Genomic DNA, 20,560 nt, shown 5'->3' with positions numbered 1-20,560 from the left:
TCAGATGAAGTTAAACCTCAAACGCCCGATCATCTTCTTCGACCTCGAAACCACCGGCATAGATACCGCCAAGGACCGCATTGTCGAGATATCGATGGTCAAGGTCATGCCCGACGGCGAGGAGATCACCAAGACCCGCCGGATAAACCCCGAGATGCACATTCCCGCGGAAGCTACGGCCGTACACGGCATCACGGACGAGGACGTGAAGGATTGCCCGACGTTCGCGCAGGTCGCCAAGTCGCTCGAGCAGTTCGTCCGCGGCTGCGATTTCGGCGGTTTCAATTCGAACCGCTTCGACCTGCCGGTGCTGGTCGAGGAGTTCCTCCGGGCGGGTGTCGACGTGGATTTCAAACGCCGCAAGTTCATCGACGTGCAGAACATCTTCCACAAGAAGGAGCAGCGCACGCTGGTGGCGGCCTACAAGTTCTACTGCGACAAGAATCTCGAGGACGCCCACTCGGCCGAGGCCGACACGAAAGCCACCTACGAGGTGCTGATGGCCCAGTTGGACCGTTACGACGATCTGGAGAACGACATCGACAAGCTGGCCGAATATTCGTGCCGCGCCGAGGCGGCGGACTACGCCGGGCGTATCCTCTTCAACGAAAAAGGCGAGGAGGTCTTCGGATTCGGCAAGTACAAGGGCCGTTCGGTGGCCGAGGTGTTCCGCATCGAGCCCAGCTACTACGCGTGGATGATGAACGGCGATTTCCCGCTCTACACCAAGAAGGTCATCACCGAAATCCGGATGCGCGATAAACTGAAATGACGATGAAACGACTCTGTGCCACAGCCCTGATGATCGTGTGGACGCTCTGCGCCCTTGCGGCGGAGAAGTCCGGGACGATCGTCTACATCAACGGCTCGAAGTTCTACATCCATACCGTTCAGCCGGGCGAGACGCTCTACGGGCTCTCGAAAACCTACGGCGTGGGCGAAAAGGTGATCCTCGAGAACAACCCTTCGATCGTCCGCGGGCTGAAGACGGCGGAGAACATCAAGATTCCCTTCGTGAGCGATGTTCCCGAACCGAAGTCGGACAGGAAGCTGCGCAAGACCTTCGATTTCCATTTCGTGTCGAAGGGCGAGACGCTTTACGCCATTTCGCGGCAGTATGAAATCCCCGTGAAGACCATCTTGGAGGACAATCCCAACCTCGACCCGCTGCACATGCGCCTCGGGGAGCGTATCCTGATCCGCAAGAAGCAGATCGGGTCGGAGGACGAAGCCGGAACGAAGGAGCAGTGGGAGGAGTACCGCCAGTCGCTGAACAGCGTGGCCGACGAGGGTACGGCATACCATATCGTCCGTCCGGGCGAGACGTTCTACTCGCTGTCGCGCCGCTTCGGGATCACCGAGGCCGAGCTCGGCCGGCTCAACAACGGGCTGAAACCCGCGGACCTCAAGGCCGGGGCGATGATCAAGATCCCGCAGCCGGAAGGAGCCGTGACGGAGGCGGCGGCCGACAGCCTGCATCGGGACAGCATGGTCGCCGCGGAGCCGCAGGTCATCCCTGTCGAGTTCCGGGCCCTGCGCCGCAGCGAGCCGCTCAACGTGGCCCTGATGCTGCCCATTGCCACGGGCGGCGAGGCCAACGGCAATTATCTGGAGTTCTATCAGGGCTTCCTGCTGGGACTGGACAGCGTCAAGACCCGGCAGGGTATCTCGGTGAACGTCCACCTCTACAACACGGCCCGCGATACGGCCCGCATCCGCGAGATCGTCGAGCGGGACGAGACGTTCCGCAAATCGAACCTGATTATCGGCCCGGTCTACGAAGAGGGGCTGACCCCGGTGATCCGCTTCGCCGAGCAGAAGAAAGTGCCCGTGGTGTCGCCGCTGGCCCATATTACCGGCCATAACAGCGACGTGCTGTTCCAACTGGCTCCCGATCCGTCGCGCAAGTACGAGAAGGCGGGGGATCTGGTGGGCGGCGACAAGCGCGTGACGTTGATCTACACCGCTTCGACCGACAAGGAGTTCGAACGCGAGATACTGGCGTTGCTGGGGGACTCAGAATATTCCCGGTACACCTATAAGTATGAGCATCCGTCGGCGCGTTCGGCCAGCAGCCCGAGCGACCTCACGCCGCTGCTGGAGAACGGACAGGACAACGTTTTCATCATCCTTTCGGACAACAGCGTCGACGTGGAGCGCATCCTCGCGGCTCTGGCGTCGGCCGATACGAGCATCACGAGCCGCGGACGCACGGCGCCCCGTTTCGCGGTGATGGGCAATCCGCGCTGGAACCGCTTCAATACCATCGACCGCGCCATTTACTTCAAGGACCGCGTGATCTTCTTCTCGGCCTACCACGCCAAGCGTGACTCCGAGGTCGTGCGGACGTTCGACAGCGCCTACATCCGCGCGTTCGGTGCCCTGCCGACGCTCTACTCCTACCGGGGTTACGACACGGCCGCGATCTTCGCCCCGGCCATGTACGGCGACATCGAGTACGACCTCGAAGACCGCCGCTATGCGCCGTTGCAGACCGTGTACCTGTTCGGGCAGGGCGAGGGACGCGAAAACCACGTCAACCGCAACTGGATGCGCGTCAACTACAACAGCGATTTCACGATAACCATCGAATAGCAGAACCATGGCAACTTTGACCAATACGATCCCCGAGAAAACCATCGAGCGCCTGAGCGAATACCGCCGCACGCTGCTCGCCAGCCACAAGCAGGGCATCACGCACATTTTTTCGCATGTGCTGGCCGGCATCCACGGCATCACGGCCGTGCAGGTGCGCCGCGACCTGATGCTGATCGGTTTTTCGAGCGATACGAAGAAAGGCTACGACGTGCAGGTGCTGATCGAATACATCAGCAAGATTCTCGACAGCCCCTCGCCGATGAACATCGCGGTGCTGGGTATGGGCCATCTGGGTCAGGCCATCACCAAGTATTTCAACGGCAAGGGGCTCAAGTTGAAGATCACCGCGGCGTTCGATGTCGATCCCGAGAAGGTCGGCAAGACCATCGACGGCATTCCGTGCTACCACATGGACACGTTCGAGGAGGTGGTCGAGGACAAGGATATCTCGATCGTCATCGTCTCGTCGCCGACGAAGGTGGCCCCGACGCTCGTGCTGCCGATCATCAACGCCGGTATCAAGGGCGTGCTGAACTTCACCTCCACGCCGCTGAACTTCCCGCAGGGAATCATCGTCGAGAACTACGACATCACGACGCTGTTGGAAAAAGTCGCCTATTTCGTCAAGGAGAACGAGGAGAGCAGCAATGCCTGAAACGAAACAGCGAAACGGCATACGGGTATTTCACGGTTTCGACGCGCTTCCGCGCTTCGTCCGGCCGGCCGTGACCGTCGGTTCCTACGACGGCGTGCACCGGGGGCACCGGGCGCTGATCGAACGGCTCGTCGCCGAGGCCCGCGCCGCAGGAGGCGAGAGCATCGTGCTGACTTTCGAGCCGCATCCGCGCATCACGCTCGGCAGGGGAGAGGGCCTGCGGCTGCTGACGACCCTCGACGAGAAGATCGCGCTGTTAGGCGATCTGGGTGTCGACAATGTGATCGTCATTCCTTTCGACCGGGCTTTCAGCGCCCTGACGGGTGCGGAGTTCGTCGAGGAGTACCTGATCGGAAAGGTCGGCGCCGAGACGCTCGTCGCGGGTTACAACCACCGCTTCGGCCACGACCGGGTTGATTGTGACGCATTCGCGGCGACGGGGCGGCTGAGGGTTGTGAAGGTGGAGCCGTGCACGGTCGACGGCGTGCGCGTCAGCTCGACGCTGATCCGCCGGCTGCTGGAGGAGGGAAAGACCGAGGAAGCCGCCCGTCTAAGAGGCGTCCGCTTAAAAAGCGGGCTTTAGGGCGATTGATCCTGACCTGCGTTGCCAAACTGAAAACAAATAAATAAGGAAAACATGTTAAGCCACGATTGTCAGATACGGGTGTGGTACAAGCATACCGACCAGATGGCCATCTGCCACCATTCGAACTACATTTGTTACTACGAAGCCGCCCGCAGCGAATTCCTGCGCGCGCTGGGCATGTCGTTCGCCGAAGTCGAGCGGCGGGGTATCATGATGCCGATTCTCGAAGTGCAGTCCAAATACCGCAAGCCGGCCTATTTCGACGAGCTGCTCACGGTGCGCATTTCGTTGCGGGAGATACCTTCGACGCGCATCAACTTCTACTACGAGATTTTCAACGAGCAGGGCGACCTGCTGAACACGGGCATGACCCAGTTGGGATTCATCCACAGCGATTCGCGCCGTCCCTGCCGCTGTCCCGAGTGGTTCCTCGACCTGATCCGAAAGGACTGGACCGAATAGGACGCTCGGCAATGTTCAAGTAAACTTGACATTGCCCTCGCTTATTCGTATCTTTGCCGCTCAATCTGCAATAACATATGATTTCAATAGACTCCCTGACCGTAGAGTTCAGCGGCACGACGCTTTTCAAAGACATCTCCTTCACCATCGGCGACAAGGACCGGATCGCCCTGATGGGTAAGAACGGCGCCGGCAAGTCGACCTTGCTGAAGATCATCGCCGGGGTACGTTCGGCCACGCGCGGCCGGGTGACCATCGGCGAGGGCGGCAAAGTGGGCTACCTGCCTCAGCACTTGACCGTGGAGGACGGCCGGACGCTCGTCGAGGAGGCTTCGCGGGCTTTCGAACACCTGTTCGAAATCGAACGGCGGATCGCGTCGCTCAACGAACAGCTTACGACCCGCACCGACTACGAAAGCGAATCGTACATGCGGCTTATCGAGGAAGTGACGGCCATTTCCGAGAAATTCTATGCCGTGGACCTCACCAACTATCAGGAGGACGTCGAACGTATCCTGCTGGGACTGGGCTTCGAACGCTCGGACTTCACGCGGCAGACCTCCGAGTTCTCGGGCGGATGGCGCATGCGCATCGAGCTGGCCAAACTGCTGTTGCAGAAGCCCGACCTGCTGTTGCTGGACGAGCCGACGAACCACCTCGATATCGAGTCGATCGAGTGGCTGGAGGATTTCCTGATGAACAATGCCAAGGCCGTGATGGTCATTTCCCATGACAAGGCTTTCGTGGACCACATCACCACGCGCACGATCGAGATTATGCGCGGGCGCATCTACGACTACAAGGTCAACTATTCGCACTACCTCGAACTGCGCAAGGAGCGCCGCGAACAGCAGCAGGCGGCCTACGAAAACCAGCAGAAGATGATCGCCGAGAACCGGGAGTTCATCGAGCGGTTCAAGGGCACCTACTCGAAAACCAATCAGGTGCAGTCGCGCGTGCGGATGCTCGAAAAACTGGACATCATCGAGGTGGACGAGGAGGACACGTCGGCCCTGAACCTCCGTTTCCCGCCCGCTCCGCGCTCGGGGGCTTATCCGGTCATTGCCACCGAGGTGGGCAAGGCGTATGGCGACCACCGGGTTTTCAGCGACGTGTCGATCACCATCGAACGCGGCGACAAGGTGGCTTTCGTGGGACGCAACGGCGAGGGTAAATCCACGATGGTCAAGGCCATTATGCGGCAGATCGACTTCGAGGGGTCGATACAGATAGGTCACAATGTCAGGATCGGCTATTTCGCGCAGAACGAGGCGTCGGGGCTCGATGAGACGATCACCGTCTTCAAGACCATCGACGACATCGCCGTGGGCGACATCCGGACCCGCATCCGCGACATCCTCGGGGCCTTCATGTTCGGCAAAGAGGCCAGCGAAAAGCTGGTCAAGGTGCTCTCGGGCGGCGAACGCACCCGACTGGCGATGATTAAACTGCTGCTGGAGCCGGTCAACCTGCTGATCCTCGACGAGCCGACGAACCACCTCGACCTGAAGACCAAGGAGATTCTCAAGGAGGCGCTGACCGCCTTCGACGGGACGCTCATCGTCGTCTCCCACGACCGCGACTTCCTCGACGGACTGACGCACAAGATTTACGAATTTTCCCACGGCCGCGTCACCGAACACCTCGACGGTGTCTACGGTTTCCTCCGCAAAAAGAAGATCGACAACATCAGCGAGATCGAACGCCGAAAGGTCTGACGATCCGTCGTAAACACAGAGCGACCGCCCCGAAAGAGGCGGTCGCTCTGCATTGACGGGGCGATCCTATTTCTCGATCAGCGAGATCGACCGCTGGATGAAATCCGTGAGGTTCTTGCCTTTCAGCATGCCGTTGGTGAGCAGCGCCAAGTCGATGATCTGCTTGACAAGGCGGTTCTCGCCGCCGATCTCGCGCAGACGCTCGTTGCGCTCGTCGCGCAGGGAGACGATCTTCTTCGACAGCTCCTCGCGGGTGGATTTCTCCTCGGGCGTCAGCTCCTCCTCCTTCTTGCCTTTCACGACCTCGTCGAAACGCTTCTCCTCGGCCACCGCGGCGTCGATCTTCTTGGTGACGGTCCGCAGCTTGTCGCCGTAGGCTTTCTCCACATCGGCGAGGATGTCGATGACGATAGGGTGGTTGCCGTTCACCGCGATGGTGAAGTTGTCGGGCATCTGGCCGTAGAACTGGCTCATGCCCCCGCCGCCCATCGCGGCCATCTCCTTCATGCGGCGCATGAACTCGTTCTGGGTGATGACCACCGGCGCCTCGTCGGGCGACATCGCCTCGAACGAAATGTTGTAGTGAATCTTGTCGTCCTTGGGCATCTGGCTCTCGAACACGGGCTCCAGCACCTCCTGCTGCGCCTCGGTGAGCGACATCTTGACGTTCTCCTCCTTCTGGATGAGTTTGTCGACGACGTCGCTGTCCACACGCACGAACCGCGTCTCCTTCTCCTTCGACTCATACCAGTTGACGTAGTGGTTGTCCAACTGGCCGTCCATCACCAGCACGTCGTAACCCTTGGCCTTGGCGGCCTCCAGCGAGGTGTATTTCGCCACGGGGTCGTCCACATAGAGGAACACCACGGTCTTGTTCTTGTCGGTCTGGTTCTCCTTCACCTTCTCGGTGTACTCCTTCGGGGTGAAATACTGGCCCTCGGTGTTCTTCCAGAGCATGAAACCGGCGGCTTTCTCGGCGAATTTCTCGTCGGTGAGGATGCCGTACTGGATGAAGACCTTCAGGTCGTCCCATTTCGATTCGTAGTCCGCACGCATGGTGTTGAACAACTCCTGCAAGCGGTCTGCGACCTTGCGGGTGATGTAGCTCGAAATCTTCTTCACGTTGGAATCGCTCTGCAGGTAGCTGCGCGAGACGTTCAGCGGAATGTCCGGCGAGTCGATCACGCCGTGCAGCAGCGTCAGGTACTCCGGCACGATGCCCTCGACCTGATCCGTCACATAAACCTGATTCGAATAGAGCTGGATCTTGTTCTTCTGAATCTCGAAGTTGTTGCGGATCTTCGGGAAATAGAGGATGCCCGTCAGGTGGAACGGGTAGTCGATGTTCAGGTGGATCGAGAACAGCGGCTCGTCGCCCATCGGGTACAGTTCGTGGTAGAACTCCTTGTACTGCTCCTCGGTGATGTCCGCGGGCTTGCGGGTCCACAGCGGCTCGATGTTGTTGACGATGTTGTCCTTGTCCGTGTCGACGTACTTGCCGTCCTTCCACTCCTTGACCTTGCCGAAAGCGATCGGAACGGGCAGGAAGCGGCAGTATTTCTTCAGCAGTTCGCTGACTTTCGACTCCTCGGCATACTCCAGCGCATCTTCCGAGAGGTGCAGCACGATGGTCGTGCCGCGGTCGCGGGCCTCGTCGGTCTCCTCCATCTCGAACTCGGGGGTTCCGGTGCAGCTCCAATGCACGGTCTTGGCCCCCTCGCGGAACGATTTGGTGAATATCTCGACCTTGTCCGACACCATGAACGCCGAGTAGAATCCCAGTCCGAAGTGGCCGATGATGGCCTGATTCTTATACTTCTCCATGAACTCCTCGGCACCCGAGAAGGCAATCTGGTTGATGTACTTGTCCACCTCCTCGGCCGTCATGCCCACACCGCGGTCCGTCACGGTCAGCGTCTTCTTCTCCTTGTCCGCGGCCACATGGATGGTCAGGTCGCCCAGATCGCCCTTCATTTCGCCGATCGACGAGAGGGTTTTCAGCTTCTGGGTGGCATCCACGGCGTTCGAGATCAGCTCGCGCAGGAAGATTTCATGCTCCGAATAGAGGAATTTCTTGATGACGGGAAAGATGTTCTCCGTCGTGACTCCGATTTTTCCGTTTTTCATAGTCTTATCGTTGTTGTTTTATTGATTTTCCAACGATACAGTCATCAAACGGTGTGCCAGCGATTTTTTTCTGCCATTCTGTCAGCCGGAACTGCCAAAACCGGGCGATCCCTTGCACATCGGTATGCTTTTTATTATATTTGTCGGTGTAAAACGCCGGTTTCCGGGCGCAGGACAGTCCCGGGGATCGGAATCCAGTCTGCGCATCCGGCGTGAAATAAATTTATCTGCAATGGAAACTTTCGATTTTCTGAAACTGGCGAAAAAGCGGTACGCCTGCCGCAAATATTTTGACAAGCAAGTGGAGCCGGAGAAACTGGCCCAAATCCTCGAAGCAGGGCGCGTTGCCCCCACGGGCGCCAACCGGCAGCCCCAGCGGCTGGTGGTCGTGCAGTCGAAAGAGGGGATGGAACGCCTTGCACGCTGCACGCGCGATTTCGGAGCTCCGCTGGCCATCATCGTCTGCGCCGACACCTCCGAGGCGTGGACCCGTAAATACGACAGCAAGGTGATCGGCGACATCGACGCCTCGATCGTCACCGACCACATGATGCTCGCCGCCACGTCGCTGGGTCTCGATACGCTGTGGATCTGCATGTTCAAGCCCGAAGCCGTGCGCGAGGAGTTTGCGTTGCCCCCGCACGTCGAGCCCGTGAACATTCTGCTGATCGGTTACGGCGATGGCACTCCGGCCGATCCCGACCGCCACGACACGCTGCGCAAGCCGCTGGACGAGACGGTGTTCTACGAGAAATTCTGAAACAAAAAGGGGAGCGGTAACCGCTCCCCTTTTTTGTCAACCTATTTCGCGTAGAGGTGGAACACCATGCGCCACGACTCTCCCGGAGCGATGGCCCGGAAGCCTTCGGCCGAGGGATTCGGCAGGTTGGGGGCGTTCGTGGTCCACGACTGCGGCTCGGGGCAGCAGTAGGGGACCTGTCCTCCATTGTTCCAGATCGTCCAGTAGGTCGTCTGGGAGTCCACTTCGTAGAAAATCTGCGTACCCGTGCGCACATTCTCGACCAGCGCCCCGCGGAACGATTTGCCGTCCACGTCGATCTCTTTCAGCGTGAATCCCGCCTCGATCGGCTCGCATCCGGTGACCCGGAGGCCGCCCTCGCGCAGTTTCGAAAACTGCTCCGACAGCGGCAGCTTGCGGCCCGTCGGGAGATTGCGCTCGCTGAGCTCGACCTGCTCGCCGACGGCCACGCGCATCACATAATCCGCGGCGTCGCCTCCGGCAAAGGGGATCGACAGCGGGGTGTGGAATCCTACGCCTACGGGCATCCGCATCTTGCTGCGGTTCGAGAACATCACCTCCTGCTCCAGACCGTCGGCCGAGAGCCAGTAGGTGATCTTGCACTTGAATTCGTGCGGAAAATCGCGGAACACAGCGTCGTTGCCCGCATTGGCGTAGTAACGACACTCGACCATCACCTCCTCGGCCGTCTCACGGGCTTTCGAAACCATGAATGCCTCGCTTTTGAGCACTCCGTGGTGGTAGTTCTGCTCCTTCTCAATGGTGATCGGGTACTGATAGGTGCGGCCTTCGAACGTGTAACGGCCGTCGGCGATGCGGTTGGGCGGGAACAGGATCGGCAGTCCGAATACCTGCGGACGGCTCTTGAAAACCTCGATCTCGTCGGCACCGGGCGTGCGCAGAATCTCCGCGCCCAACCGTGTGTTGGCCAGCCGCACGAGGTTCGCACCCATTTCCGGAACCAGCAGTGCCGTGTAGTCTCCTTTGGAGAACTCGACGGCCTTCAAGCCGTGGTAATCGACGGTACGCAGCATCCTAAAACAGTTTTTCGATCTTCTCTTTCAGCGCGTCCTTCGAGCAGGCGCCGACCTGCTTGTCCACGACCTCGCCGCCTTTGAGGAAAATGATCGTCGGGATGTTCCTGACGCCGTATTTCATCGTGATGTCGTCGTTCTCCTCGACGTCGCACTTGCCGATGACCGCCTTGCCTTCGTATTCGGCTGCCAGCTCGTCCACGATGGGCGCCATCATGCGGCAGGGACCGCACCATTCGGCCCAGAAGTCGATAACCACCGGCTGATCGCCTGCGACCAGCCCTTCGAAATTGCCTTTGTTGATTGCCAATGCCATTGCTTTGTGATTTTGTTGATTATTGATGTATGTACGATTATGCGATTGAATAGTGTATCTGGTTCTCCTCCAAATATCCGACCAGAGACTGCGTGAGGCTTATCTTGTGGCTCTTCGAGAAGAGACTCAGCGAGACCTGCGCCTCGCGGTCGTAGAGGCTCAGGCGCAGCAGCGTGTCACCTTTCGACTCCCGGACCTTCGCCGTCAGGTCGCGGATCAGCGTCTCGGTCACGTCCTGAATGGGCAATTGCACGACCATCGTCTTGATCGTCTCGCGCATCTCCTGCAACTGAACCATCGAGATGATCTTGAATTCCAGCTCCTTGTCGTTATAGGGCTTGGGCTGCACCTTGCCGCGGACGAAGAGGAAATAGTCCGCGAAGAGGTATTTGCGGAAATTCTCGTAATCCTTGCCGAAGAGGGCGAACTCGTGCGCGCCGTTGTAGTCCTCCAGCTTGAACTTGCCCCACGGTTTTCCGGTCTTGGTCATCAGGTTCTGCACGCTCACGACCATTCCCGCCACAGCAACCTCCTGTCCCTTGATGGCGTCGAGGTTCTCCAGCTCCGAAAGCTGCGTCTTGCACATGTGGTCGATGATGATCTTATAGTCGTCCAGCGGATGCGCCGAAAGGTAGAGCCCCACCATCTCGCGCTCCTTGGTGAGTTTCTCCAACTGGTTCCACTCGGCACACGACGGAAGCACCGGACGCTGAATGTCCACATGCCCCTCGCCGCCGAACAGACTCTGCTGGGCATTGTTCTGCTCGGTCTGGAACCGCTGTCCGTAGCGCATCAACTGCTCGATGAACGTGATGCCGTTGGCGTCACGGGCATCCACGCCGAAGAACTTGCAGCGCGAGAAATCCGAGATCGAGTCGAAAGCCCCGGCGTAGGCGAGGTTTTCGAGACATTTGCGGTTGACCAGCGAATAGTTCACCCGCTCGATGAAGTCGTAGACATCCTTGAACGGGCCGTTGGCCTTGCGCTCGGCGATGATGCTCTCCACGGCGGCCTCCCCGACGCCCTTCACGGCGGCCAGTCCGAAGCGGACGTCGCCGGCGAGGTTGGCCGAGAACTGCCGCATCGACTCGTTGATGTCGGGGCCCAGCACGCTGATGCCCATGCGCTTGCACTCGTTCATGTAGAGCGTCAACTGCTCGATGTTCGTGAGGTTTCGGCTCAGCACCGCAGCCATGTACTCCGACGGGTAGTTGGCCTTGAGATAGGCGGTCTGGTAGGCCACCCACGAATAACACGTCGCGTGCGATTTGTTGAACGCATAGGAGGCGAATTTCTCCCAGTCGCCCCAGATTTTCTCCAGTACCTTCGGGTCGTGGCCGTTCTTCTTGCCGCCCTCGATGAACTTGGGCTTGAGGTGGTCCAGCTTGTCCTTGAGCTTCTTGCCCATGGCCTTGCGCAGCGTGTCCGACTCACCGCGGGTGAAGTTGGCCAGCAGACGCGACAGCAACATGACCTGCTCCTGATAGACCGTGATGCCGTAGGTGTCCTTGAGGTACTTCTCCATCACGGGGATGTCGTACTCGATGGGGCTGCGGCCGTGCTTGCGGGCGATGAAGTCCGGGATGTAGTCCATCGGGCCCGGACGGTAGAGGGCGTTCATCGCGATCAGGTCCTCGAAAGTCGAGGGTTGCAGTTCGCGCAGGTATTTCTGCATGCCCGCGGACTCGAACTGGAACGTCCCGACGGTGCGACCCTCGCCGTAGAGTTTGTAGGTCGCCGGATCGTTGATGATCGTGAAGTCGTCGATGTCGATCTTTATGTTCTTGGTCAGGCGGACGTTCTCCACGGCGTCCTTGATAATCGAGAGGGTCTTCAGACCCAGAAAGTCCATCTTGATGAGTCCCGTGTCCTCGATCACCGAGCCTTCATACTGCGTGACGAGCATCTTCTCGCCGGTCTCCTTGTCGTCGGCCGTCGAGACGGGCACCCAGTCGGTGATGTCGTCGCGGCAGATGATCGTGCCGCAGGCATGGACGCCCGTATTGCGGACGTTGCCCTCCAGCATCTTGGCATAGCGGATCGTGTCCCTCAGCACAGGGTCGCTCGACTGCTCGGCGGCCTTCAGTTCGGGCACATAGTCGATGGCGTTCTGCAGGTTGAGCTTCTTGTCCGGAATCTTGTCGGGCACCAGTTTGCATAGGCGGTCCGACTCCGAGAGCAGGAGTTTCTGCACACGCGCCACGTCCTTGATGGCCAGCTTGGTGGCCATCGTACCGTAAGTGATGATGTGCGCCACTTTCTCCTTGCCGTATTTCTGCGTCACCCAGTTCAGCACGCGGCCGCGGCCGTCGTCGTCGAAGTCGACGTCGATATCGGGGAGCGAGATACGGTCGGGGTTCAGGAAACGCTCGAACAGCAGGTCATAGGCGATGGGGTCGATCTGCGTGATGCCGAGGCAGTAGGCCACGGCTGATCCGGCGGCCGAACCTCGGCCGGGACCCACCGAAACGTCCAGCTCCTCGCGGGCGGCGCGGATAAAGTCCTGCACGATGAGGAAGTAACCCGGGAAACCCATCGTCTTCATGATGTGCAGCTCGAACCGCAGCCGCTCCTCCTGCTCCTCGGTCAACTTTTCGCCGTAACGCCTGTGGGCGCCGTCCATCGTCAGTTTGGCGAGGTAGTCGGCCTCGAACTTGATGCGGTACAACTTGTCGTACCCGCCCAGTTTCTCGATCTTCTTGCGGCCCTCCTCCTCCGACATCACCACGTTGCCGTTCTCGTCGCGCGTGAACTCCTCGAAGAGGTCCTGCTCCGTAAGTTGGGCGCGGTACTCCTCCTCGGTGCCGAACTCACGAGGAATCTCGAACTCGGGCATGATCGGCGCGTGGTCGATCGAGTAGCACTCTATCTGGTTGCAGATGTCGACGGTCGTCGCCATCGCCTCGGGATCGGTCTCGCCGAATATCGCGGCCATCTCGGCCGTCGTTTTGAGCCACTCCTGCTTGGAGTAGAGCATGCGCTTGGGGTCGTCGAGGTCCTTGCCCGTCGAGAGGCAGATCAGGCGGTCGTGCGCCTCGGCGTTGTCCTCGTCCACGAAGTGCACGTCGTTGGTGCAGACCATCCTTACGTTGTGCTTCGCGGCCAGCTCGCGCAGGTGCTTGTTCACATGCAACTGCATGGGGTAGGCCTCGTGGTTGGCCCGCTCGACAGTAGCCTTATGCAACTGCAACTCGAGGTAATAGTCGTCGCCGAAGACCTTCTTGTGCCATCGGATCGACTCGTCGGCCCGTTCGAGGTCGTTCGCCGTGATTGAGCGCGGTACCTCGCCGGCCAGACAGGCCGAACAGCAGATCAGCCCCTCGTGGTACTTCTCCAGCTCCACGCGGTCCGTTCGCGGACGCATGTAGAAACCTTCGGTCCACGCCTTCGAGACGATCTTTATGAGGTTGTGATAACCCTTGAGGTTCTTGGCCAGCAGGATCAGGTGGTAGCCGCTCTGGTCGGGCTTGCCCTCCTTGTCGTGCAGACGGCGGCGCGCCACATAGACCTCGCAGCCGATGATGGGCTTGAAGGCCAGCTTGCGGCGCAGCTCCTCCAACTGCTGTTCGCACTTGGCGATCTCCCCGGCCGGGTCAGCCACGCTCTCCGTGCCGTCGCGCAGGGCGGCGATGCGAGCCTCGCATTCGGCGGCCTTGCCCTTGAGCTTGCCCTTGACTTTTTGGACGTAGTTGTAGAACTCCTTGATACCGAACATGTCGCCGTGGTCCGTCACGGCGATTCCGGGCTGTCCGTCCGCCATGGCCTTGTCCACGAGGCGCTGGATGCTGGCCTGTCCGTCGAGAATCGAATATTGGGTGTGTACGTGAAGATGTACGAATTGCGGCATGATTGCGTCACTATTTATATACATGCAAAGATAACCTATTTTCCGGTAATTTCTATGGCAGGAGTCTTGCATTTTATCAACAAAATGCTTAACTTTAAATATCCAACCAAAACCGGGAAATTATGCAAGACGACACTTTGGTTGTACTGGCGGAGTACAACACCATCACGGAAGCCGAAATCAGCAAATCCATGCTCGACAGCGCCGGCATCTGGTCGACGATCCGCAACGAATATATGTCGGCCATCTATCCGATCGGCACCATGCCCGCTCAGGTCGTCGTCCGCGAGGAAGACTACGAAAAGGCCCGCACGATGCTGCATCACAGGTAAGGGAATAAAGAAAGGCTTCACGTTTGCGGTGAAGCCTTTTTTATATTCGGCTATCTCGGGGGATCGATGGACCCGGGGCCGTCTATAGTCCCTAAAGCCCGCTTCTTAAGCGGATCAGTGGCTTTCGGGGATGAAGTTCATCCGGAACACATAGGCCGTGCGCTGGGGCACGCCGCGAACCTTGCGGGGCGTCCATTTGCCCCGGCTGTTGCGGATCACGCGGATCACCTCTTTCGTAAGACGCTCGTCGGGCGATTTCTCGACGTCGCCGAGGGTGATCTTGCCGTCGGGCTCGACGTAGAAGCGGATGTGGACCACGCCGCCGGCATTCTTGAACCGGTCGTCGTAACGCAGCCGTTCGTAGGCCCACGCGTAGAAACTCTTGTCGGGATTCTCACCCATGAAGAGCAGGGGATCGGGGTCCTGCGCACGAACGATCTTCTCGACCGGCAGGCGGAGCGTCAGCCGCAGCGTGTAATCGACCTTGCGGCCTTCGGCGTCCACAGCGGGAATCCAGCCCCCGAGACGCGAGAACGCCTCGGTCATCGCCTCACGGGTCGCTTCGCTGGCGGCCGGCAGTTCCGAACGGTCGCGCCCCTCGGAGGTGCTGTCGCGGAAGCGCCATTCGCTGACACTGCCCGTGCTGTCCACCTTGAAAGCCACCGCGACGCGCGGTGAAATCTCCGCGGCGGGAATCTGCCGCGCCACGGCTACCTTTTCGAACTCTCCCACGAGGCGGCGCATGAAATACTCCACATCCGCACCGTTGAATTTGGGCGGCGTCAACTCCTGCTGGGCCGATGCCGCGCCCCAGAAAGTCACGAATAGAAACAATACCAAGAATTTAGTTTTCATGGTTTTATGAGCGTTGGTTGAAGTATCGCTTTAATCGTTCCATATCCGCCAAGCCCCCTCGGCCTGCCCGACGAACATCGTCCGGCCGTTCAGGATATGCGCCCCGCGCTGCTGCCCGTAGGAGAGGAACTGCGTCAGGGGCGGATTGTAAACCAAATCCAGCAAATAGTGTTCCGGCGTAACGTAGCCGTAAGGGATACGGGGGGCATCGTCGACGCGGGGATAGGTCCCGACAGGCGAGGCGTTGACGATCAGCCGGCTCTCCTCCACGACCTCGCACGGCAAATTATCATAAGTGTAGTTGCCTTTCGAAGCGTCGCGCGAAACCAGTGCAAAGGGGATGTCGCGCTCGGCGAGGGCATACTGCACGGCCTGCGAAGCGCCTCCCGTGCCGAGGATCAGCGCCGCCGAGGGCTGTTCACCGCCCAGCAGCTCATCCAATGCGGCCCGGAGGCCGATGATGTCGGTATTGTAGCCCGTGAGGCTCCCGTCCGCCGCGCGGCGGATGCAGTTGACGGCCCCGATAGCCTGTGCTTCGGGCGACACCGCATCCAGAAAGTCCATCACCTCGCGTTTGTAGGGAATGGTGACGTTCAGTCCGCAAAGTTCGGGCAGGCGTTCCAGCAGGGCGGGCAGCGCCTCGATTGAATGCAGTTCGTAAAGCGAGTATTCACAATCGGTTATCCCCTCCGACTTAAACTTTTCCGTGAAGTAGGCGGCCGACGCCGAATGGCCCAGCGGCCGGCCGATCAGTCCGAAGCGCCGCATGGCTATTCCTCCTGTTTTTTGACGATGATGCGGGCGATGAGCTCGATGCCGTAGATGGCCAGAAATCCCACGATGCCGAGCAGGATGGCCTGCGTGAGCAGCGAGGGCTCTCCCGTGAGCTGTTCGAAGGTCCCGGGGGCGATGTTAGTCTGCACGAGGGGCTGTGCGACGCCGTGGCTATCGAGATAGGTCTCCACGGTCTCTTTCCACGGCCACACCTTGTTGAGCGACCCGACCATGAAGCCCATCAGCACCGCGACCGTGACGTCGTGCCAGTGTTTGAGCAGCCACGACAGCAGATGCGAGAACGAGATGATGCCCGCAACGGCTCCGATGACGAAGACCACGATGACCGGGATGTTGAATTCCCCGACGGCGTGCATGATATACTGGTATTTACCCAGCAACAGCAGGATGAAGGCTCCCGAAATGCCGGGCAGGATCATGGCGCAGATGGCAATGGCGCCCGACAACATCACGAACCACCAGTCGTTGGGGGTTTCGGCGGGCGTCGCGACGGTGATCCACCACGCCGCGACGGCCCCGACAACGAACGCCAGCACGGTCCGCCAGTCCCAGCGACCGATCTGTTTGGCGACGAGCAGTGCCGAAGCCACGATCAGTCCGAAGAAGAACGACCAGATGGCGATGGGGTGGTTTACGAGCAGGTAGGTCATCAGCCGCGCCAGCGAGAAGATCGCAATGGCGATGCCCAGCAGCACGGGCAGCAGGAAGCGTCCGTTGATATGGCGCCAGAACTCGGCGAGGCGGAATTTCAGCAGCAGTTTGAGCGCTGTGGCGTTGACACTGCGGATCGAGTCGAGCAGTTCCTCGTAAATACCTGATATAAAAGCGATCGTGCCGCCCGAAACGCCGGGGACGACATCGGCCATACCCATGGCGCACCCTTTGAGTGCCAGTATGATGTACCGGGAAAATTTCATAAATCTGTCTGCGTATTTTTGATTTAAGCGCAAAGATACGAAAAATCCCCGGACACCGATGCGGCGGGCAGGGATTTCACAATTTCATAACCCGGTTGCGGGCCTATTTCTCCGGTTCGGGAATTCCCTTGGCGCGGCGGATGAACTCGACGACCTCGTTGAAACCCTCGGCGAATTTCGAAAAATCCTCTTTGTACAGGAATATCTTGTGGCGGTCGAAGGTCGCCGAGCCGTCGGGGCCCGTGATTTTGCGGCTCTCGGTGATGGTCAGGAAGTAATCGTCGCCGCGCGTGGCCCTGACATCGAAGAAATAGGTCCTCCGGCCCGCTTTCACGGCCTTGGACAGAATCTGGTCGGCGTAATCCTCGCCTTCGCGACGGACCTGAACTTGGGGTAGCATGGAGTCGGTTTTTTTGAGAGTTAGTCTTTCGCTATGTGAATTCGTGGTTGCATAACGAATTTATGCAAAAAAACGCGAACTTCCAAATACTTACGGGACTATTTTCAAGGTTCCAGCACGGGAGCCCCCTGTTCGTCCCACGCTTCGAGAATGGCCAGCGCACGGGCGTAGGCCGGGCTCAGGGCAGGATTGACGATCTGAAAATAGGCTCCGGTCCCGAACAGCCGCTGGGCGGCGAGGGCCTTGAGCTGGGCCCGCATGACGGGCTCCGAAACGGCGAATCCCGCGGCATCGAACTTCACGCCGCGCTCCCCGCCGAGTTTGGCGAGGCCGTCGAGAACGGCGTCCGAGGGGGTATATCCGGCATCGAATGCCTCGAACGTGGGGTAACGGCGCGATAGGCTGTCGCGCGAGCGGTCGAGCCAGTCGCCGACGAAATCGGCCACGATGCCCCGGCGGATCAGCTCGGCATAGTAATCCGAAAATCCGGTCGTGTCGGCCTCGACGAGCACGTCGGGACGGATGCCGCCGCCCCCGTAGACCGTGCGGCCCGTGCGCAGCGTGCGGTAGGCCGGAGCCCCAGCGTCGAGCGAATCGCGCGTGGCGTCGTCGTAACGGCGCAGGTGGTCGAGGTAGTATTCGCGGCGTTTGCCCTTTTCATAGGGACGCTGGATGACACGCCCCGAGGGGGTGTGGTAGCGGGCTACGGTGATACGCACGGCCGAACCGTCGGGCAGTCCGATCTGCCGCTGCACCAACCCCTTGCCGAAACTCGGACGGCCCACGACGATGCCACGGTCCCAGTCCTGCACGGCTCCTGCGACGATCTCCGACGCCGATGCCGATGCCTCGTCGATCAGCACCGCAAGGCGCCCCTTGAGGTCCTCGCCGTCGCTCTGGGCGCGGAACGTCATCGCAGGCACGGCGCGCCCCTCCGTGGAGACGATCGCGGCTCCGCGCGGCAGGAAGAATCCCGCCATTTCGACGGCCTGTTCCAGCAGTCCGCCGCCGTTGCCCCGCAGGTCGAGGAGCAGGCTTTTGGGCTTGCCCAGCTTGCGGTAGGCTTCCGCAAATTCGCTCATCGTGGTGCGGCCGAAGCGGTTGACCTTGATATACCCGATGCCGTCGCCGGCCCGGTAGGCGGCATCGACGGTGTTCAGGGGAATCTTGTCGCGGACAATCACGAAATGCAACTGCCCCGGCGTACCGTGACGCACGACGTCGATCTCGACCTTCGTGCCGCGCTTGCCGCGCAGGTATTTGGGCACGTCGGCGCGCCCCATGCCCACGGCATCGAGCGTGTCGATGCGCACGATGCGGTCGTTGGCCCGCACGCCGACCCGCTCGGCAGGTCCTCCGGCAATGGTGTTCACGACGATGACCGAGTCGCGCAGCACGTTGAATTCGACGCCGATGCCGCTGAACTCCCCGTCGAAACTCTCCTGCACACCTTTCATCTCCTCGGCGCCGATATAGGCCGAGTGGGGGTCCAGCTCCTCGAGCATGCCCGTGATGGCCCCTTCGACGATGGGTTTCATCTCCACGTCGTCGACGTAAAGCCCCGAGAGATAACGGAAAACCTGCGCCAGTTTCTGGAACTGTTGCGCGTCGTCCGCGTTCTGCGCCGCGAGGGGCAGGACGCAGAGGGTGGCGAGTATGACGAATAATCGGCGCATGCTGCAATTCGGTTGTCGGCCCGCAGAGGGGCCGGGATTATTTTACAAAGTCGGCGATCTTGTCGAACGGAACCTGCTGCTGTTCGCCCGTGCGCATATCCTTGACGGTTGCGGCCCGGGCTTCGAGCTCCTGCGATCCCACGATCACCACATAGGGAATGCCGCGGCGGTTGGCGTACTCCATCTGCTTCTTCATCTTCCCCGCCTCGGGATAGATTTCGGAGGCGATCTCCTCCCCGCGCAGCGTGCGCAGGACGGGCAGCACGGCGGCCTCCTCCTCCGTGCCGAGGTTCACGAACAGCACGCGGGGCGAGCAGTTGACCTCCTCGGGAAAGAGGTTCAGCCCCGTCATCACGTCGTAGATGCGGTCGGCGCCGAACGAGATGCCCACGCCCGAGGTGTTGGGCATGCCGAAGATGCCCGTCAGGTCGTCGTAACGACCTCCGCCGCAGATCGAACCGATGGCAAAATCGAGCGCCTTGACCTCGAAGATAGCGCCGGTGTAGTAGTTCAAACCGCGTGCCAGCGAAAGGTCCAGTTCGACCGTCAGGTCGATGCCCAGCCGCTCCACATAACCCAGAACGGTCTCCATCTCCCCGATACCTTTCATACCCGTTTCGGAAACGGAAAGCACCTCTTTCAGTTGATTGAGTTTCTGCGTATTGTCGCCGCTCAGTTCAAGTATCGGTTGAAGCTTATCGACAGCCTCCTGCCCGAGTCCGCGCTCCATCAGCTCGGCCTTCACGTTGTCCAGTCCGATCTTCTCCAGCTTGTCGATGGCGACGGTGATGTCCATCATCTTGTCGGCGTGGCCGATGGCTTCGGCGATGCCGAACAGAATCTTGCGGTTGTTCATCTTCAACGCCACGCGGATGCCGAGGGCCTTGAAAACCCGCTCGACGATCTCCACCAGTTCGACCTCGCACAGCAGCGAGCGCGTGCCGATCACATCGACGTCGCACTGGTAGAATTCGCGGTAACGCCCCTTCTGGGGACGGTCGGCGCGCCACACGGGCTGAATCTGGTAGCGTTTGAAGGGGAACGTCAGCTCGCCCTGATGTTGCACGACGTAACGGGCGAAAGGCACCGTGAGGTCGTAGCGCAGACCCTTTTCGCAAATTTTCGATGCGGAACGAACCTCCTCGTCCGAGAGTCCGGCGGCATAATCGCCCGAGTTGAGAATCTTGAACAGGAGCTTGTCGCCCTCGTCGCCGTACTTGCCCAGCAGGGTCGAAAGGTTCTCCATCGAGGGGGTCTCGAGCGGCGCGAATCCGTAAGCGCGGAAGACGCGGCGGATCGTATCGAAAATATACTGGCGGCGCATCATCTCCGCGGGGGAGAAGTCGCGCGTGCCCTTGGGAATCGAAGGTTTCTGTGCCATATTTGACTGTTTTTTACCGTCCGGGCCTTCCTGCCTCGGAAACCCCCGCCTCGGTGGTAGCTTGGGGGTTGGTCAGACTTGCATACACGGCCGGAGGCCGT

18 protein-coding genes are annotated in these 20,560 nt (G+C 59.9%); 8 read left to right on the top strand and 10 right to left on the bottom strand.

The window, feature by feature from the left end:
* The first annotated feature begins 4 nt into the window (after nucleotides 1–4).
* From BN5935_RS12180 to BN5935_RS12155, 6 genes are all read left to right on the top strand, one after another.
* On the top strand, nucleotides 5–772 hold the full coding sequence (locus BN5935_RS12180; RefSeq protein WP_064976328.1) for a 3'-5' exonuclease: 768 nt from the start codon (nucleotides 5–7) through the stop codon (nucleotides 770–772).
* Nucleotides 769–2,595, top strand: a complete 1,827-nt coding sequence (locus BN5935_RS12175) for a LysM peptidoglycan-binding domain-containing protein (RefSeq protein WP_064976327.1) — start codon at nucleotides 769–771, stop codon at nucleotides 2,593–2,595. The genes BN5935_RS12180 and BN5935_RS12175 overlap by 4 nt, the downstream gene beginning before the upstream one ends.
* 7 nt (nucleotides 2,596–2,602) lie before the next feature.
* Entirely contained in the window at nucleotides 2,603–3,253 is a 651-nt protein-coding gene (locus BN5935_RS12170) for a redox-sensing transcriptional repressor Rex (RefSeq protein ID WP_064976326.1), read from the top strand.
* Nucleotides 3,246–3,836, top strand: a complete 591-nt coding sequence (locus BN5935_RS12165; protein WP_064976325.1) for an FAD synthetase family protein — start codon at nucleotides 3,246–3,248, stop codon at nucleotides 3,834–3,836. The genes BN5935_RS12170 and BN5935_RS12165 overlap by 8 nt, the downstream gene beginning before the upstream one ends.
* A gap of 54 nt (nucleotides 3,837–3,890) precedes the next feature.
* Nucleotides 3,891–4,301, top strand: coding sequence for an acyl-CoA thioesterase (locus BN5935_RS12160; RefSeq protein WP_064976324.1), 411 nt, complete (start codon nucleotides 3,891–3,893; stop codon nucleotides 4,299–4,301).
* Nucleotides 4,302–4,378: 77 nt separating this feature from the next.
* Entirely contained in the window at nucleotides 4,379–6,019 is a 1,641-nt protein-coding gene (locus BN5935_RS12155; RefSeq protein WP_064976323.1) for an ABC-F family ATP-binding cassette domain-containing protein, read from the top strand.
* A gap of 66 nt (nucleotides 6,020–6,085) precedes the next feature.
* Here BN5935_RS12155 and htpG read toward each other — a convergent pair whose 3' ends face one another.
* A complete protein-coding gene (gene htpG, locus BN5935_RS12150; RefSeq protein ID WP_064976322.1) occupies nucleotides 6,086–8,146 on the bottom strand; it encodes a molecular chaperone HtpG in 2,061 nt (686 codons plus the stop codon).
* 232 nt (nucleotides 8,147–8,378) lie between these two features.
* On the opposite strand from htpG, the gene BN5935_RS12145 reads away from it, so the two are divergent.
* Nucleotides 8,379–8,906 (top strand): nitroreductase family protein, encoded by a 528-nt coding sequence (locus tag BN5935_RS12145; RefSeq protein ID WP_064976321.1) that lies wholly within the window; start codon nucleotides 8,379–8,381, stop codon nucleotides 8,904–8,906.
* Between the two features lie 41 nt (nucleotides 8,907–8,947).
* Here the strand turns inward: BN5935_RS12145 and BN5935_RS12140 are convergent, their stop codons facing one another.
* The 3 genes from BN5935_RS12140 to dnaE are packed head-to-tail and all read right to left on the bottom strand — an operon-like array spanning nucleotide 8,948 to nucleotide 14,103.
* Complete coding sequence (locus BN5935_RS12140; protein WP_064976320.1) at nucleotides 8,948–9,940, bottom strand: aldose 1-epimerase; 993 nt, start codon at nucleotides 9,938–9,940, stop codon at nucleotides 8,948–8,950.
* A 1-nt stretch (nucleotide 9,941) separates the two neighbouring features.
* Nucleotides 9,942–10,256 carry a thioredoxin gene (gene trxA, locus BN5935_RS12135; RefSeq protein ID WP_064976319.1) on the bottom strand — a complete coding sequence of 105 codons (315 nt, stop codon included), beginning with the start codon at nucleotides 10,254–10,256 and terminating at the stop codon, nucleotides 9,942–9,944.
* Between the two features lie 37 nt (nucleotides 10,257–10,293).
* Nucleotides 10,294–14,103 carry a DNA polymerase III subunit alpha gene (dnaE, locus tag BN5935_RS12130; RefSeq protein WP_064976318.1) on the bottom strand — a complete coding sequence of 1,270 codons (3,810 nt, stop codon included), beginning with the start codon at nucleotides 14,101–14,103 and terminating at the stop codon, nucleotides 10,294–10,296.
* A 122-nt stretch (nucleotides 14,104–14,225) separates the two neighbouring features.
* Here dnaE and BN5935_RS12125 point away from each other — a divergent pair, with 122 nt between their 5' ends.
* Nucleotides 14,226–14,435 (top strand): putative signal transducing protein, encoded by a 210-nt coding sequence (locus tag BN5935_RS12125; protein WP_064976317.1) that lies wholly within the window; start codon nucleotides 14,226–14,228, stop codon nucleotides 14,433–14,435.
* A 114-nt stretch (nucleotides 14,436–14,549) separates the two neighbouring features.
* Here BN5935_RS12125 and BN5935_RS12120 read toward each other — a convergent pair whose 3' ends face one another.
* From BN5935_RS12120 to hisS, 6 genes are all read right to left on the bottom strand, one after another.
* Nucleotides 14,550–15,290 carry an energy transducer TonB gene (locus BN5935_RS12120; protein WP_235821091.1) on the bottom strand — a complete coding sequence of 247 codons (741 nt, stop codon included), beginning with the start codon at nucleotides 15,288–15,290 and terminating at the stop codon, nucleotides 14,550–14,552.
* Nucleotides 15,291–15,320: 30 nt separating this feature from the next.
* Complete coding sequence (locus BN5935_RS12115; RefSeq protein ID WP_064976315.1) at nucleotides 15,321–16,058, bottom strand: shikimate dehydrogenase family protein; 738 nt, start codon at nucleotides 16,056–16,058, stop codon at nucleotides 15,321–15,323.
* Between the two features lie 2 nt (nucleotides 16,059–16,060).
* On the bottom strand, nucleotides 16,061–17,002 hold the full coding sequence (locus BN5935_RS12110) for a polyprenyl-phosphate transporter (protein WP_064976314.1): 942 nt from the start codon (nucleotides 17,000–17,002) through the stop codon (nucleotides 16,061–16,063).
* Between the two features lie 103 nt (nucleotides 17,003–17,105).
* Complete coding sequence (locus BN5935_RS12105; RefSeq protein WP_064976313.1) at nucleotides 17,106–17,402, bottom strand: DUF3276 family protein; 297 nt, start codon at nucleotides 17,400–17,402, stop codon at nucleotides 17,106–17,108.
* 104 nt (nucleotides 17,403–17,506) lie between these two features.
* On the bottom strand, nucleotides 17,507–19,078 hold the full coding sequence (locus BN5935_RS12100; RefSeq protein WP_064976312.1) for a S41 family peptidase: 1,572 nt from the start codon (nucleotides 19,076–19,078) through the stop codon (nucleotides 17,507–17,509).
* Nucleotides 19,079–19,115: 37 nt separating this feature from the next.
* Entirely contained in the window at nucleotides 19,116–20,459 is a 1,344-nt protein-coding gene (gene hisS, locus BN5935_RS12095) for a histidine--tRNA ligase (RefSeq protein ID WP_064976311.1), read from the bottom strand.
* Nucleotides 20,460–20,560 lie beyond the last annotated feature (101 nt).

Origin of the sequence: Alistipes provencensis, from assembly GCF_900083545.1 — a bacterium.
Lineage (GTDB): Bacteria > Bacteroidota > Bacteroidia > Bacteroidales > Rikenellaceae > Alistipes > Alistipes provencensis.
This window is presented reverse-complemented; position numbering and strand designations above follow the sequence as displayed.